Below are 16770 nucleotides of genomic sequence, written 5' to 3'. Positions count from 1 at the left end.
TGTGAATGAGTTAGAATCTTACAGAAAAGAAATAGATGAAATAGATAGAGAACTTATTAAGTTATTTGAAAAAAGAATGAATGTAGCAATTAAGGTTGGAGAATATAAAAAGAAAAATAACTTACCTATTTTAAATAAAGGAAGAGAAGAGGAAGTAATAGAAAAAAATATTTCTTTACTTGCAGATGTTAAATATAAAAATAGTGCTAAAAAGTTCTTTAATTATTTAATGGAACTTAGTAGAGAGTTACAAGGTCAGTTAATTGAAGAAAAGAAAAAGCTATTAGCAAAAGTAGGATTTCAAGGAGTTAGAGGTTCCTTTAGTGAAGAAGCTCTTTTAAAATATTTTGGAAAGAATGAATTATCAAAGGAATATGAGGAATTTACTGATGTATTTGAAGCTTTAAAAAACTTAGAGATAGATTATGGAATTCTTCCTATAGAAAATTCTTACACTGGGGCAATAACAGAGGTTTATGACTTATTAGTTAAATATGGATTTTTTATTGTAGGAGAAGAATGTATAAAAATAGATCAGCACTTAGTAGGTATTAAGGGTACAAAACTAGAAAATATTAATGAAGTTTATTCACATCCTCAAGGTTTTGAACAAAGTAAGGACTTTTTAAAAAAATATAATAATTTAAAACTTATACCTTATCATAATACTGCTATAAGTGCTAAGTTAGTTTCAACGCTACAGGATAAAACAAAAGCAGCAATAGCAAGTAAAAGAGCAGCTGAAATTTATGATTTAGAAATACTAAAAGATAATATAAATGATAAAAAGGATAATCATACAAAATTTATTATAATAGGAAGAAAAGCAGAGTGTACTAAAGAAAGTAACAAAATAAGCGTTGTATTTTCTCTTGAAGATGAAGCAGGAACCTTATATAAGCTTTTAAGATATTTTGCAGAAAATAATATTAATATGATAAAGATAGAATCAAGACCTAATAAACATGAGTCTTGGAAATATTTATTATATGTAGATTTTGAAGGTAACCTTGAAAAGGAAGAGGTAAAAAAATCTTTAGATTTAATAGAAAGAAATAGTGGATATTTCAAAATTTTAGGGTGTTATAAGAAATCATAAATTTCTTGAATATGTTAAGCTAATATGAAAAATAGCTTAATTTTCATAGAAATCTTTATATGGGGGCTAAAAATGAATAAAAATTATTTTGTAAAAACTCATGGATTAGGAAATGAGTATATTGTTTTAGATGAAGAAAATATAAGTTTTTCTTTAAAAGAAAAGGCAATACAAAGAATATGTAATGTTAATTTTGGTATAGGTTCAGATGGAATACTTTTAAAAATAAAATCCAATAAAGCAGATTTTGGTCTTAAAATATTTAATCCAGATGGTTCGGAAGCAGAGAAAAGTGGAAATGGACTTAGGATATTTTGTAAATATATTTATGACTATGGTTTTACTAAAAATAAAGAGTTTACAGTGGAAACTTTAGGTGGAATAGTTAAAGCAAATATTATTGAAACTTCAAATAATAAAGCTAGATTTATAGAAGTAGATATGGGGAAGGCTAATTTTAATTCAAAGGAAATCCCTACAGCCTTTGAAAAAGAAGAAGTGATAGGAGAAAAGCTTAAAGTCTTTGATAAAGAATATGAAGTAAACTGTGTTTCTATGGGAAATCCTCACTGTGTTGTAATTATGAATGATTTAAATATTGATGAAATAAAAAAATATGGAAGATATATAGAAAATCATATTATGTTTCCAAATAGGACAAACGTACAGTTTGTAAAAGTATTATCAAGAAGTGAAGCCGAAATTTTAATATGGGAAAGAGGAGCAGAATTTACTCTTGCCTCAGGAAGTTCTTCTTGTGCAGTGGCAAGTATTTTAAAGAAAAGAAATCTTGTTGATAATAAGGTGAAAATAAAAATGCTTGGTGGAGAACTACTTATAGAAATTGATGATGGATTTAATGTAAGAATGACAGGGGAAGTAAGACAAATTGCTGAAGGTTTTTTAAGTGAAGAGCTTATAGAAGATATAAAATAACAAAAAATAATATACAGAAAATTCAGAAAATTTAACTAGAAAATATATCCAAGTGGTTATATAATTAAAATATATCATTATGCCATTATAAAAATTAAAAGTAAATACTCATTATAAAAAAAGTAATTCTAAATAGTAGGGTAGGAGGAATTATACTGTGGTTGGGTTTGATATTAGAGAATGTGAACTTGAAGATTACAGAGAGATTTGTAAGCTAAACAAAGATTTTGGTTATGCTTATAAAGAAGAAATTGTTTTAAAGCGAGTGAAAAATATATTAACAAACAAAAGAGATATTATTTTAGTTGCACAGTTAAATGATGATGTAATTGGATACCTTCATGGAAGTTCATATGAAGCACTTTATTCAGATTTACTAGTTAATATTTTAGGCTTTGTTGTTGATGAAAAATTTAGAAGCCTTGGTGTTGGTAATGAATTAATAAAGGAACTGGAAAAGTGGGCAAAGGATAATTCTTTTTCAGGGGTAAGACTAATATCTAGCTATGATAGTCTAGAAGCACATAAATTTTATGAGAAGCATGGATATATTAATAGGAAAAATCAAAAGAATTACATTAAAGTTTTCAATAACAAGTTACAATAAATAATACAAACTTTTTAGGAGGGGCATAATGGAGTTTTATGGCTTATTAGGAGAAAAGCTTTCACATAGCTTATCTCCTAAAATACATAAATTAATTTTAGATTATATAAAACAAGATGGTGGATATAAGCTTTTTGAAGTTGAAAGAAATAATCTAAAGGCTTTTACAGATGCTATTAAAGTATTAAAGGTAAAAGGAACTAATGTTACAATTCCATATAAAGAAGATATAATAAAGTATTTAGATGGAATCTCAGAGGAAGCAAAAAGAATTGGGGCTATAAATACAATAACTTTAAAGAATAATAAACTATATGGGGATAATACTGATTATTATGGTTTTGGTTATATGTTAGAAGCACATAATATAACTATAAAAAATAAAATAGCAGTTATACTAGGAAATGGAGGAGCTTGCAAGGGAGCTTTACAATATTTACTTGATAATAATATATGTAAGGTTTTTATAGTAAGTAGAAAGCCAAAAGGAAATATATATAACGATGATAGAGTAGAAATTATAGATTATAAAGCTTTAGAAAATATAAAAGGTGATATACTTATAAATTCAACTCCAGTTGGAATGTATCCTAATGTAGACCTATCTCCAGTAGGGGATAATATAATAGCAAATTTTAATATATTAGTTGATTTAATATACAATCCTACAAAAACTAAATTTCTTTTAAAGGGAGAAGCTTTAGAAAAAACTGTAGTAGGTGGTTTATATATGCTAGTTGGTCAAGGTGTAAAAGCACAAGAAATATGGCAAAATATAAAAATAGATAAATCTGTTATAGAAAGTATTTATAATGAAATAAGCAAAGAATTTAAGTGAAAGTAATTTGGGGGATTAAATGAATAAGGATATAATTTTCCTAATAGGAATGCCAGGGTGTGGCAAAACAACTATAGGTAAAAGTCTTTCAGAAGAAATTAATTATGATTTTTGTGATATGGATGATTATATAGAAGAGATATCAGGAAGAACAATAAAAGAATTATTTGATATAAGCGAAGAAGTATTTAGAGACTTTGAAACTAGAGCTTGTACTAATCTTAGCAAAAAGAAAGGTATAGTTATTTCTTCTGGTGGTGGAGTAATAAAAAGAGAAAAGAATATAGATTTATTTAAAGAAGAGAGTATAATAATATTTATTGATAGACCAATAGAAAAAATTATTTCTGATGTTGATACAGAAAGTAGACCATTATTAAAAGATGGAAAAGAAAAGATATATAACTTATATAAAGAAAGATATCATCTTTATAATAAATATTGTCATACTAAAGTTTTAAATAATAAAGATATAAAATTTGTGATAGATGAAATAAAGAAAAATTTAAAAGGTTAATTTATTATTTATATATAATATAAATTGAAAATAGAAAAATAATAGATTAAGAAAGTGTGATAATATGAGGATAATGGTTATAAATGGGCCAAATTTAAATATGGTTGGTATAAGAGAAAAAGGGATTTACGGTACAAGAGATTTTAATGATATATGTAATTATATAAAATTAGAGGCGGAAAAAAGAAACGTAGATATAACATTTTTTCAAAGTAATATTGAAGGCGAAATTATAAATGCTATTCATAACACATATTATGAAAAATATGATGGAATAATAATCAATCCAGGTGCTTTTACTCATTATAGTTATGCTATATTTGATGCAATAAAGGCAGTAAATATAAAAACTATAGAGGTTCATTTGTCAAACGTTCATGCAAGAGAAGAGTTTAGACATAAATCAGTTACAGCACCTGCATGTATAGGTCAAATATGTGGTTTTAAAGAATTTGGATATATAATGGCTATAGACGCGTTAATAAACATAGAAAAAGAATTAAAAATAGAAAATTAAAATAAGATTTTCTTTTTTAATAAAAAGTAGTATGGAGGGATAGTGGAATGATTATTGTAATGAATCCAAAATGTAATGAAAATGAAGTATTGCAGGTTAAGAGGGAATTAGAGAAGAGAGGTCTTGGAACTCATTTATCTCAAGGAGAAACTTATTGTATATTAGGAGTTGTAGGAGAAACTAGAGCTTTAGATTCTAATAAACTTTTAAGGTTTTCTGGAGTAGATAGAGTACTTAAGGTTGAGGAACCATTTAAAAAGGCTAATAGATTATTTAAGCCAGAAGATACAATAGTTGATGTAAAGGGAACATTAATAGGCGGAAATAATTTAGCTGTTATGGCAGGACCATGTTCTGTTGAAAGTGAAGAACAAATTATAGAAATAGCAAATAGCGTTAAAGAATCAGGAGCTACTTTCTTAAGAGGAGGGGCTTTTAAACCTAGAACATCTCCTTATAGCTTCCAGGGGTTAGAATTAGAAGGATTAGAGTTACTAAAAAAAGCTAGGGAAGCAACAGGTTTACCAATTGTAACAGAAATAATGTCAACAGATTATATAGATGAATTTGTAAGAGATGTGGATATAATTCAAATTGGTGCAAGAAATATGCAAAACTTTGATTTATTAAAGCAAATAGGGAAAACAAATAAACCAATTCTTTTAAAAAGAGGTTTATCATCAACAATAGAAGAATGGTTAATGTCAGCTGAATATATAATGGCTGGTGGTAATGAAAATGTTATTCTTTGTGAAAGAGGAATAAGAACTTTTGAACCTTACACAAGAAATACTCTAGATTTAAGTGCAATACCAGTTATAAAAAGACTTTCACATTTACCAGTTATAGTTGATCCAAGTCATGCTGCAGGATACTGGTACTTAGTAGAACCGTTAGCAAAGGCAGCCATAAGTGCAGGGGCAGATGGTCTTATGATAGAAGTTCATAATAACCCTCAATGTGCATTAAGTGATGGACAACAATCATTAAAGCCTGATGCATTTAAAACTATGATGGATAAAATAAAGATAATAGCAGAAATGGAAGGTAAGACTTTATAAAATTCATATAAAGGAATTGGGGTAAAATATGAAAATAATAATAGTAGGTCTTGGAGTTGTTGGTGGAAGCTATGCAATGGCACTTAAAGATGCTGGATATAATGATGTTTATGGAATAGATAATAATATAGAAACATTAAAAAAAGCAGAAAATCTTAAAATAATAAAAAAGGGCTATACAAATGGAAAAGAAATAATTAAAGATGGAGATTTGATAATACTATCAATATATCCTAAGTTAGTTAAATCTTTTATTCTAGAAAATAAAGATTATTTTAAAGATGGAGCTGTTATAACTGATGCAACTGGAATAAAAGAGTTGTTTATTAATGATGTAATTAATATACTTCCTAGTAAGGTTGATTTTGTATTTGGACATCCAATGGCTGGAAGAGAGAAAAAAGGAATAGATTATGCTTCAAAGGAAGTTTTTAAAGGAGCAAATTATTTAATAACAGTTACGGATAAAAATAAGGAAGAGAATATTTTATTAGTTGAAAATTTAGCTTTAGATATAGGTTTTAAAAGAGTTAGAAGAATAACTCCAAGATACCATGATGAAATGATTAGTTTTACAAGTCAATTACCTCATGCTTTAGCAGTTGCACTTATAAATAGTGATAAAGAGGGAAGAGATACGGGGAGTTTTATAGGAGATAGCTATAGAGATCTAACTCGTATTGCAAATATAAATGAAGATCTTTGGAGTGAGCTTTTTCTTGGAAATAGAGAAAATTTAATTGAAGTTATAAACTCTTTCTCAGAAGAGCTTAATAAAATTAAAAAGGCATTAGTAGAAGAAGATAATAATACTTTAAAAGAATTATTTGTAAAGTCTACAAAAAGAAGAGAAAAACTTTAAGTTAAAAATGGCTAAGATAATATATTCCTTTAAGGAAATTATCTTAGCCACTTTTTTATTCCTTAGTAAATTAAGTAGTCTTTTAGAGTTTTTTATAGGATATTATTAAAGTTAGGTTTTTGTAAATCCTTTAGATGTTCAGCTGTATATCTAAGTACATGAAGAGTCGCAAGGGATTCAGCCTTATCTTGTGCTTTAATATATAATGAAAGCTTAAGGGCTTCATTCATAAGCATATCATAATCAACATGATTTAAGTAAAGGGCAGGTATATCAGCTTCTTCCTTGATTAAATCTAAAAGTAATACAGCTTTTTCATAAGCATCAGCTCTATCACCTTGTTCTAGTAAATCTTCAATTTCATGACAACCTAATTCTACCTTGTCACATAATTTTACAAATTTAAAATCTAAAAAGAATAAGGCAGCAATTAAAACAACAAAAAGTAGTATAGAAATTATAGTATTTTTCATACTTTACCCTCCTTATGATAATCTCTATGAAGCTGATAAACAAATTTGCCTTTAGTATCTTTCATAGCAATTAGAACATCATCAATAGAATTGATTTTATGTTTTTTTAATTCATTTTCAATCCATTCTTTATCTTTACCACAAGTAGTTAAGGCATTTCTATTAATTTCTCCATCAAGGACATATATTATTGGAAGTCTAGGTTTAGACTTAGGTTTAGATGAACTACTAGAAGAATCTCCATTAGAGTTACTAGAAGAATTTTGAGAAGTTAAAAAAGAAAGCTGACCATTATTTTCTAAAATAGCATATTCTATTTCATCTAAATCAAAATAACCGGCAAGTCTAATTTCTTCCATAAGCTCATCAAGGTTTATTTGTTGTTTTTTTAAACTTTTAAAATTTATTTTTCCTCTACAAATTAATATAGAAGGTTCACCTTCTAATACTCTTCTAGCTAGTTGACTTTTAAGCTGAAGTTGAGATAAAAGAGTTTTAACAAATAATAAAGTAATAATAGGAATAATACCTAAGATTAATGGTAATCTTGTATCCTGCATTGGAAGGGCCGCTAAATCTGAAATCATTATTGTAATTACAAATTCATAAGGTTGTAATTCACCAATTTGCCTTTTACCCATAAGTCTCATTACAAAGACTACCAATGCATAAAGAATAATAGTTCTTATAAGTACTATAAACATTTCAAAACACCTCTCGACAAGTAGTGTTTGTAGGAAAGTGGGTTTTTATTCTATATTAATAATAATTAAAGGGTATAACTTTGAGATAATGAAAATATAATAGGAAGAAGAGGACAAATTCAAAATATAGTTTTTAAAAGCATAAAAGTATATAATATACATATATGGGGAATTTGAAAAATATAATTATATGGGATAAATATGGAGGGATTTATATGAAGATTTTTAATATATCCTATGAAGATGAGATATTTGAAGTAGAAGAAGGAAAAACTTTTAAGGATGTTTTAGAAGAAAATTTAAAATTAAGCTATAAAGATGTAGCATTATGTAGATTAAATAGAAAATATCATGAGTTACTTAATAAAGTTGAAAGTGATGGTATTTTAGAGTTAGTAAAATTTGATTCTTCAATTGGGATGAAAATATACTCAAGAACATTACAATTTATATTTATAAAAGCGGCTTTAGATTTATTTGATAATTCAAAAATAACAATAGAACATAGCATAGGTCAAGGAGTTTTTGGAGAAATACATAAAGAAAAAGCGTTGGATAGTGAAGATATAGAAAAAATTAAAGATAGAATGCAAGAATTAATAGATAAAGACATTCCTATAAAAAAAATAAAGGTTAAACGTGAAAAAGCAATTGAAATTTTTAATGAATATGGTATGGATGATAAAGGTCTTTTATTAAAGCATGTAAATTTTGAAACAGTTAATCTTTACGATTTAGATGGAAGATACGATTATTTTTATGGACAAATGGCATATTCAACAGGTGTTATAAAAGCCTTTGATTTATTACACTATGAGCCAGGTTTTATATTAAGATATCCAGGTTTAGATAATTTAAATGAAATACCACCTTTTAAGGAAAATAGAAAGTTATCACAAATATTTATAGAAACAGAAAGATGGTTAGAGATATTAGGAACAGGAGAAGTTGGATCACTAAATGAAAGAATTGAAAATTCAAAAATTAAAGATTTAGTTATGGTATCAGAAGCATTACATGAAAAGAAAATAGCACAAATAGCTGATATGATTACAAATAGAAAAGAAACAAAAGTTGTTTTAATAGCAGGTCCAAGTTCATCAGGAAAAACTACTTTTGCTAACAGATTAGGAGTTCAGCTTAGAGTAAATGGATGTATTCCTATGCCTATTTCTTTAGATGATTATTTTGTAGATAGAGATCAAACCCCAATTGATGAAAATGGAGAACCAGATTTTGAAAGTATATACTCTTTAGATTTAGAATTGTTTAATTCTCATTTAATAAGTTTATTAAAAGGAGGAGAAGTAGAAATTCCAAGCTTTAATTTTAGAAAAGGAGCTAGAGAATGGAATGGACATAAATTAAAGCTTCCTCCAAATGGAGTTTTATTAATAGAAGGAATACATGGTTTGAATCCAATTTTAACAAATTCTATAAAGGATAAAAATAAATTTAAAATATATATTTCTGCATTAACTCAATTAAACTTAGATAATCATAATAGAATAGCTACAACAGATATAAGAAGAGTAAGAAGAATAGTTAGAGATTATTTATCAAGAGGATATGGTGCAGAGGATACATTGAAAATGTGGCCATCTATAAGAAGAGGGGAAGAAAAAAATATATTTGTTTATCAAGAAGAAGCAGATGTAATGTTTAATTCAACGCTTGTTTATGAACTTTGTGTATTAAAACAATATGCATTAGTACAATTAGAGAAAATTAAACCAGAAAGTCCAGTTTACTTAGAAGCAAGTAGACTTAAATCTTTCCTTGGCTTCTTTAAAGATATAGAAAAGGATCAAGTACCAACTAATAGTATTTTAAGAGAGTTTATTGGTGGTAGTATATTCTATAAATATTAAATTAAAGAGATATTAATAATAAGTCTACTATTTCTAGATAATATAAAACTAGAAGATAGTAGGCTTATTTTAATTAATTAATAAAATTAAATTGAAATAATATGGAACTGTTACAAGAGGATAATAAAAATTATAAATTAACAGTGTAAGGTATTTAATGAGAAAAATTATATATAAATTAATCATAAAGAAAAAAGATTATAAAGGGGAAAAAAGGATTTCCCGGGAAATTATTGAAGAATGTTAACAAATTTTGAATAGAAGAATCGAAATTATTTTATAATAATAGGCTAAAGATTTTTTTGAGGAAATATATTAATAGTAAAAACGATACAATCAATAGAATATTAATTGTATCGCTTTTTTCAATTAAACATTAAAAAATTTTATTTATTAAAAAGGTAAAACCTTTTAATATGTACATATGTCTAATTAGTGTAGGTAATTACCAAATTGAAATTTTATCATAAAGGAGAAGGACATATATGTTGGATGAAATAATGGTTAAGAAGGCTATTAAAGGTGATGATAAAGCCTTTATGGATATAATTAATCAATGTAAAGAACAAATATATAGAACAGCTTATGCTTATGTAAAAGATGAAGAGATGGCATTAGATATAGTTCAAGAAGCTGTATGTAAGGCGTATATTTCAATAAATACATTAAAAGAGCCAAGATATTTTAATACATGGATAATTAGGATAACAATGAACATATCAATAAATATGTATAAAAAAAAGCAAAAGATTATATGTATTGAGCAGGAAGAGTTATTAAGTAAAATAGGTGGAAATACAGAAGATAATGACGAAAGGTTATATTTACTTGAGGCTATAGAAACCCTTGAAAATAAATATAAGGATGTTATTATTTTAAAATACTTTGATGATTTAACACTAAAGGAAATATCAAAAGTTTTAGAAATTCCTATTGGAACAGTAAAAACATATTTAAATAAGGGACTTATAGCATTAAGAATTTATATGAAAAAGGAGATTATTTAAATGGTTGATAATAATATTAAAGAATTAATAAAAATACCAGATGGTTTAGATAATGCAATATTAAAGGGTTTTGAAGAAGGTAAAAGTAAAAAGAAAGAATATAAAAGTAAAAAAATTATAAAAAGAACTACAGTAGCTGCTGCAGTAGTTATAGCATCGGTAAGTATAATAGGAGTAATTAATCCAGAATTAGTATCAGCAATTCCAATAGTAAATAGAGTTTTTGAGTATTTTAATAATAGCAATTTTGGATATTCAGCTGAAAAATATAAGGAGTTAGGAGAAGTTATAAATGAAACTATAGATAAAAATGGAACTAAGGTCACATTAGATCAAATTGTTGTTGATGATAATAGGTTTATGGCAACTCTTATAGTAGAATCAGAAAATTTAAAAGGCTTTAAGGACAAGAAAAACCCAAGTGATTTCTTTCATCCAGAATATGGATTGAGAATAAACGGTAAAATGCCATCATCTCTTGGTGCAAATGTAACTATTATAAATGATACAAAAGGAGCAGTTATATTAACATCAGATATTTCAAATATGAATTTAGAAGAAGATTTAAAAATAGATTTAGATATAAAAAATATTGAAAGATCAGGAAAAATACTTGCAAAGGGGAATTGGAAATATAATGTAAAAACAACTAAGGGAATAAATTCAGAAAAATATACAGGAGATAAAAAAATAAAGGTAATGGGTGGAGAAGTTTGGGTAGATAGTTTAGTTAAAACACCAATAACTAACGTAGTAACAATTAAGGGAAAATATGAAAGTGGAACAAATGAAACTGGTGAATTAGATAATTTAAGATATATTTTTAGAGATAATAATAGAAATGTATTATTAACAGAAGAATTAGGAGGAATTTCAAATAGAGAAGGAGATTATGAAAGAAAAATAAATATATTAAATGATTTAGAAAATATAGAATATATAGAAGTTCTACAACTTGAGGATAGTAGAATAACAAGAGAAATAGATAATATGAAAATACCAGTACTTATTTGCACTACTGATTCAAGTGAAGGTATTAATAGAAAGGAAAAATTAATATCTAGAAAACCAACACAAGAAGAGCTAGATAGGGGATATGGTCTTAGTAGTGTTTCATATTATTTAAATATTGATGAAAATAAGGCTTTTCAACCAATTAATGATTTAATAAGTAAGGAGATAAAAGTAAATAATAGTGATAAAGTTATTATTACAAATATAGATGCTAATGAAAAGTTCACAAAGATAAATATGAAAATAGAAGGATTATACGAGTATAATAATCTATCAAGCTTAACAATATTTGATGAGGATATGAAAGATTTTTCAAGATGGGAAGGCCATAGAGGAGTAGTAATAGAAAATCCAGAAACAAAAGAATTTAGTATTACACTTGCTCCATTAGATAAAAATAAAAAATATACAATAGCAGTTCCTATGACAATAGATATAAATCCTAATAATGAAAATAGAATAACAGTAAAACTAAAATAAATTATTGGTTAAGAGATATACTTATTAAAAATTAAAAGTATATCTCTTTTATATTTTAAAATAAAAAACAATAGCTTTATTCTCATAAATATTTAATATATAATTGATGAAAATAAAAATACATATTTAAAGGAAGAGAAAAAAGGGGAGAAGGTATGAGTAGTACATTTTGCTATAAAACAAGTATAGGATTAATAAAAATTACTGAAGATGGTTCTGCAATTACTAGAGTGGACTTTATAAAGGAAATAGGAGAAGATAAATATTTAATAGAAACACCACTACTTAAAGAAGCAAATAAGCAATTACAAGAATATTTAAATGGAGAAAGAAAAAGATTTGACTTGAAACTTAAACTGCAAGGTACAGAGTTTCAACAAAGAGTATGGGAAGAACTACAAGAAATTCCATATGGAGAAACCAATAGTTATAAGGATATAGCAATAAAGGTTGGAAATGAAAAAGCTTCAAGAGCTATAGGTATGGCAAATAATAGAAACCCAATACCCATATTTATTCCTTGTCACCGTGTAATTGGAGCTAATGGTAAGCTTGTAGGATATGCAGGTGGATTAGATATAAAAGAAAAACTTTTAAAAATAGAAAAAGAGAATAAATAATATACAAATAAATATGATATATCTTAAATATATAAATTATCTGCATATTTTATTAATAAAAATACTGATAATATCAACAATAAAACCAATATAAATTTGATTATAAATTGTGAATTCTTACTATATTTATTCATTTTTTTATCACATGCTGAATTAAAAGATAGAACTAGTTTTTTAGAGATACAAGCCATATAATTAACCTCCATTATCTACTTTTATAGATTTCTATGAATTATTTTTTACATAAACTTTTAAAGCTTTAATAATAAGTAATAGTACCTAGGTTGATAATGCGTATAATATTAAAGTTAATACAGAATATAGAACTTATTCAATTATAAATAGCATAATAAAAATTTCTGATTATATAAAGTATATAGTTTTATTATACATAAATACAGATCATATTAAAATATAAAAGTAAATTTTAGTATATGTTAGTAGATTAGATATAAAAGAAAAACTTTTAAAAGTGGAAAAAGAGAACGGCAATAATTAATAAAATGATTTTGTTAATAAATAATTAATGAAATTGTTTATTCTTAATAAAATATTTACAAATTAAGGTTTTTGGGTTATAATGTAAATGTTTAATATAGCGTGTTAAGTAAAGATGGCATAAGCTAACTTATCTAATATATATGGGTAAGTTAGCTTTTTTAGGCAAAATAAGTTAGATAACTTACTGAACAAGCTATTATAATGAAGTTATTAAAAATACAAATTAAACTAGGAGGTGATTTGTAAAATTACAGAATAATATACATGGAATTGGCATTTTATAATACTACTAGGAACTATATTACAAGTTACAAGTTTTTTGAAGAAGGGGGAAAAATTATGAAAAAGTTTATAACAAGTATTTTATCGACTTTAATGATTTTATCAACATTCTCAAGTATAACATATGCGGAACAAGGAGAACGTGATGTTATGGAAACTAAAACATTTCCACAAGTACAGAAATATACTACAGAAAAAAATGGGTATTGGAACTTAAGTAATAGTTCAAGATTTTATATCTTAGAAAGCGAATCTACATTAGATAATAAACAATTATATGAAGATGTAAAATTAATTAGTAGTGAGTTTGCAGCAAAGGAAATACCTACGAATAAGGTTTTAGATATAGTAATAGGAGCAGAAAATAAAATTAAGAAAGGAGATATAGTAATCTCTATTGAGCCTATTAAAGAAATGGATAATCAACAAGGATATAAGATTGAGGTTAAAGAAGATGTAATAAAAATTAGTGCATCTAATAATAATGGATTATTCTATGGTATGCGTACTGTAGAGAAAACTTTAATTGGAAATGATAGAAAAATGCATTTAGGAACAATTATAGATTATCCAGAGGTTGAAGTTCGATCTTTCCATTTAGATTTAGCACGGAAATATTTTAGTAAAAATTGGATTATATCTATGATAAAGGATCTTTCTTATCAAAATATTAATTCAATACAAGTACATTTTTCAGAGAATGAAGGATTTAGGTTAGAGAGTAAAGTTTTAGAAAGTAAGGTACCTGGATTTAAATATCCTTCAAATGGATATTACACTAAAGATGATATGAAAGAAATAATTGATGTGGCAAAGAAATACCATATAGAAGTTATACCTTCTTTTGATACACCTGGACATTTAGGGTATGTTCTTAATCAAATTAAATCTAAAACTGGAAAAGACTATTCTGTTAGAAAGCTTTTCCCTTTAGATTCTAGAAAAAATCAGACATTTAATATTTTTGAATCAGAAGAATCAAGGAAGCTTTTATTAGAAATGATAGATGAATATGCTAAATTCTTTTCTGATAATGGTTCAACTAGAATGAACATCGGAGGAGATGAATTCTTATCTAATTTTACAGCTATGACTAATGACCAATATAAAATACTAATGGAATATTTTAATGAAGCTTCTAAAGTTGTAAAAAAATATGGAATGAAGGCAAGAGCTTGGAATGATGGATTATTAGTTAAAGGCTATGATGGATATAAATTAGACTCAGATATTGAAGTTTGCTATTGGGGTCTTGGAAAGGGATCAGCTCCAGTAAATGACTTTTTGGAAAATGGAAATAAGCTGGTCAATTATGTGGATGCATATATGTATTATGCTCTTTCTTCATGGTGGATGCAATATGAAAACCCAAAAGGAGATAAGATATATAAAGAATGGGAACCAGGAAAAATGAATGGTCTTCCTGGAGGAGTTTCACAAGATTTTACACATCCATATCCTGAACAATTGATAGGTTCATCTTATGCTTTATGGTGTGATGTACCAAATTATGAAAATGAAGAACAAATATCAGATAAACTATATATGCGTACTCGTGCTATGGCGGAAAAGTCTTGGAGTCCTAAAACAACTAAAGATAGCTATAATATATTTGAAGAATTTGTAAAGAAAATAGATAGAGTTCCAGGATATAAGAAAGAGCTACCTGTAGCAAAAGATATTATTCATGTAAGTGAAATAGTAGAGAAAAGTTCAGATGATTTGATGGAATCTAAATTAACAGATAAAGAATTAGCTAGTTTAGTATTGCCAATTGTTCAATCATATAAAGTAGACGCAAAACCTTATATATGGACTATGGATAAATCAACTAGATTTATCATTCCAGACACTGATGAATATTTAAATAATTTAAGATTAAAAGAAGTTATAGAATTAATATCAGCTGAGTTTTTAGAAAAACAAATTCCTACAAAATCAGAAATTAATAAAGTATATGCTGGAGAATCACAAATAACATCTAAGGACATAGTTGTTACTTTAGATAAAAATAAAAAGATTACAGAAAATAGTAATAGTGAAGAGGCATATAAAATTGAAATTGGCGATAAAGGTGTAAAAATAGTAGCTGCATCAGAAAATGCGGCTATGTATGCATTACGTACAATACAACATTTAATGCTTACAAATAAAAATAGTTTGGTTTATGGAACAATAATTGATTATCCTAACTTATCAGAACGTCGTGTTCATGTTGATATGGGTAGAAAGTATATATCAAAAGACTGGATTATTCAACATATAAGAGAACTATCTTATTTAAAAATGAATACAATTCAGCTTCATTTTTCAGAAAATTTAGGCTTTAGAATTGAAAGTGATTTTGACAAAGCAATAGTTTCACAAGATGGATATTTAAAAAAGTCAGAAATAAGGGAAATTCTAGTAGAAGCTAAGAAATATGGAGTAAACGTAATACCATCTTTAGATACTCCAGGTCATGTACAGCATATACTAGAGGTCCATCCAGAATATGGACAAGTAGGTAATGATGGTAAAAAAAGCACAGGGGCACTAGATGTAACTAATCCAGAAGCTGTAAAGTATATAAAAGGTCTTTATAGTGAGTATATGGAATTGTTTAAGGGGTGTACAGATTTTCATATAGGTGCTGATGAATATATGGAATTTGATAGACCACCATTTACCTCAAATTATAAAAAGATTTTAGATGATTATGCACATGAAAAGTTTGGTGCAGAATATACATGGAAAGATACAATGGCTAGTTATATTAATGATATAGCAGCACATGTAAAAGCTGGTGGTTTTAAACCAAGAATTTGGAATGATGGGATTTACTATGGAGAAAATAGTTGGTATGAATCAAAGCAACAAATAAAAATGCATGATTATATTGGTATAGATTTCTGGTCTCAAATGAGTTGGAATAGAAGTATTGCAAGGCTTAACACATTTGTAGAAAAGGGACATAAATATATTTATAATGTAAATGCAAGTTACTTTTATTATGTATTAAGACCAAGTGTACCCAATGACGGGCGTAAACAACATTCCTTTGATTATTTAGATCAAGATATAAGAATATATAATGAATGGACACCTGGGAAATTTCAAGAAAATACAGTTTATGATAATTCAGATTTTATTAAAGGAGCAGCATTAGCGATATGGTGTGATAAACCAGACTTAGTTGAAGAAGATACTATAACTGAAGATATTTCAAAAGAATTACGTGCTTTGGCAACAAAATCTTGGAATACTTCAAGTAATACAATTGCTGATATTAATAAATTTAGAGAAAATTATAAAAAGATTGGAAATGTTGCGGGCTTTGAAAAAGGTACTGTATTATCTGAAGTTCAACCAATGAAAAAATAAAATAGTGAATAATATATG

Annotated in this window: 15 protein-coding genes; 13 read left to right on the top strand and 2 right to left on the bottom strand. The window is 26.6% G+C overall.

Annotation, left to right across the window (positions count from 1 at the left end):
• Position 1 precedes the first annotated feature (1 nt).
• From pheA to ACYQ1T_RS02550, 8 genes are all read left to right on the top strand, one after another.
• Complete coding sequence (pheA, locus tag ACYQ1T_RS02585; RefSeq protein ID WP_459831382.1) at positions 2-1099, top strand: prephenate dehydratase; 1098 nt, start codon at positions 2-4, stop codon at positions 1097-1099.
• 72 nt (positions 1100-1171) lie between these two features.
• Positions 1172-2035: a diaminopimelate epimerase gene (gene dapF / locus ACYQ1T_RS02580; protein ID WP_459831380.1), complete on the top strand. Its 864-nt coding sequence runs from the start codon at positions 1172-1174 to the stop codon at positions 2033-2035.
• Between the two features lie 157 nt (positions 2036-2192).
• Positions 2193-2642, top strand: coding sequence for a GNAT family N-acetyltransferase (locus tag ACYQ1T_RS02575; protein WP_459831377.1), 450 nt, complete (start codon positions 2193-2195; stop codon positions 2640-2642).
• A 28-nt stretch (positions 2643-2670) separates the two neighbouring features.
• Positions 2671-3480 (top strand): shikimate dehydrogenase family protein, encoded by an 810-nt coding sequence (locus ACYQ1T_RS02570; protein WP_459831375.1) that lies wholly within the window; start codon positions 2671-2673, stop codon positions 3478-3480.
• 19 nt (positions 3481-3499) lie between these two features.
• Positions 3500-3997 (top strand): shikimate kinase, encoded by a 498-nt coding sequence (locus ACYQ1T_RS02565; protein ID WP_459831372.1) that lies wholly within the window; start codon positions 3500-3502, stop codon positions 3995-3997.
• A gap of 64 nt (positions 3998-4061) precedes the next feature.
• Entirely contained in the window at positions 4062-4514 is a 453-nt protein-coding gene (gene aroQ / locus ACYQ1T_RS02560; protein WP_459831370.1) for a type II 3-dehydroquinate dehydratase, read from the top strand.
• Between the two features lie 47 nt (positions 4515-4561).
• Positions 4562-5575 (top strand): 3-deoxy-7-phosphoheptulonate synthase, encoded by a 1014-nt coding sequence (gene aroF, locus ACYQ1T_RS02555; protein WP_459831367.1) that lies wholly within the window; start codon positions 4562-4564, stop codon positions 5573-5575.
• Positions 5576-5603: 28 nt separating this feature from the next.
• A complete protein-coding gene (locus ACYQ1T_RS02550) occupies positions 5604-6437 on the top strand; it encodes a prephenate dehydrogenase (protein WP_459831365.1) in 834 nt (277 codons plus the stop codon).
• A 92-nt stretch (positions 6438-6529) separates the two neighbouring features.
• Here ACYQ1T_RS02550 and ACYQ1T_RS02545 read toward each other — a convergent pair whose 3' ends face one another.
• A complete protein-coding gene (locus ACYQ1T_RS02545; protein WP_459831363.1) occupies positions 6530-6910 on the bottom strand; it encodes a DUF4363 family protein in 381 nt (126 codons plus the stop codon).
• A complete protein-coding gene (locus ACYQ1T_RS02540) occupies positions 6907-7614 on the bottom strand; it encodes a YetF domain-containing protein (RefSeq protein WP_459831361.1) in 708 nt (235 codons plus the stop codon). Before ACYQ1T_RS02540 ends, ACYQ1T_RS02545 begins: the two co-directional genes overlap by 4 nt.
• A gap of 215 nt (positions 7615-7829) precedes the next feature.
• Here ACYQ1T_RS02540 and ACYQ1T_RS02535 point away from each other — a divergent pair, with 215 nt between their 5' ends.
• The 5 genes from ACYQ1T_RS02535 (at position 7830) to ACYQ1T_RS02515 (ending at position 16752) form a co-directional block, all read left to right on the top strand.
• Positions 7830-9485, top strand: a complete 1656-nt coding sequence (locus ACYQ1T_RS02535) for a nucleoside kinase (protein WP_459831359.1) — start codon at positions 7830-7832, stop codon at positions 9483-9485.
• Positions 9486-9970: 485 nt separating this feature from the next.
• On the top strand, positions 9971-10492 hold the full coding sequence (locus tag ACYQ1T_RS02530) for a sigma-70 family RNA polymerase sigma factor (RefSeq protein ID WP_459831357.1): 522 nt from the start codon (positions 9971-9973) through the stop codon (positions 10490-10492).
• Entirely contained in the window at positions 10493-11986 is a 1494-nt protein-coding gene (locus ACYQ1T_RS02525; RefSeq protein WP_459831355.1) for a DUF4179 domain-containing protein, read from the top strand. It abuts the gene before it with no gap.
• A gap of 155 nt (positions 11987-12141) precedes the next feature.
• Complete coding sequence (locus ACYQ1T_RS02520; protein ID WP_459831352.1) at positions 12142-12606, top strand: methylated-DNA--[protein]-cysteine S-methyltransferase; 465 nt, start codon at positions 12142-12144, stop codon at positions 12604-12606.
• An 840-nt stretch (positions 12607-13446) separates the two neighbouring features.
• Positions 13447-16752, top strand: coding sequence for a family 20 glycosylhydrolase (locus tag ACYQ1T_RS02515; protein WP_459831349.1), 3306 nt, complete (start codon positions 13447-13449; stop codon positions 16750-16752).
• Positions 16753-16770: the final 18 nt, after the last annotated feature.

The organism is Clostridium carnis (assembly GCF_054657435.1).
This window is presented reverse-complemented; position numbering and strand designations above follow the sequence as displayed.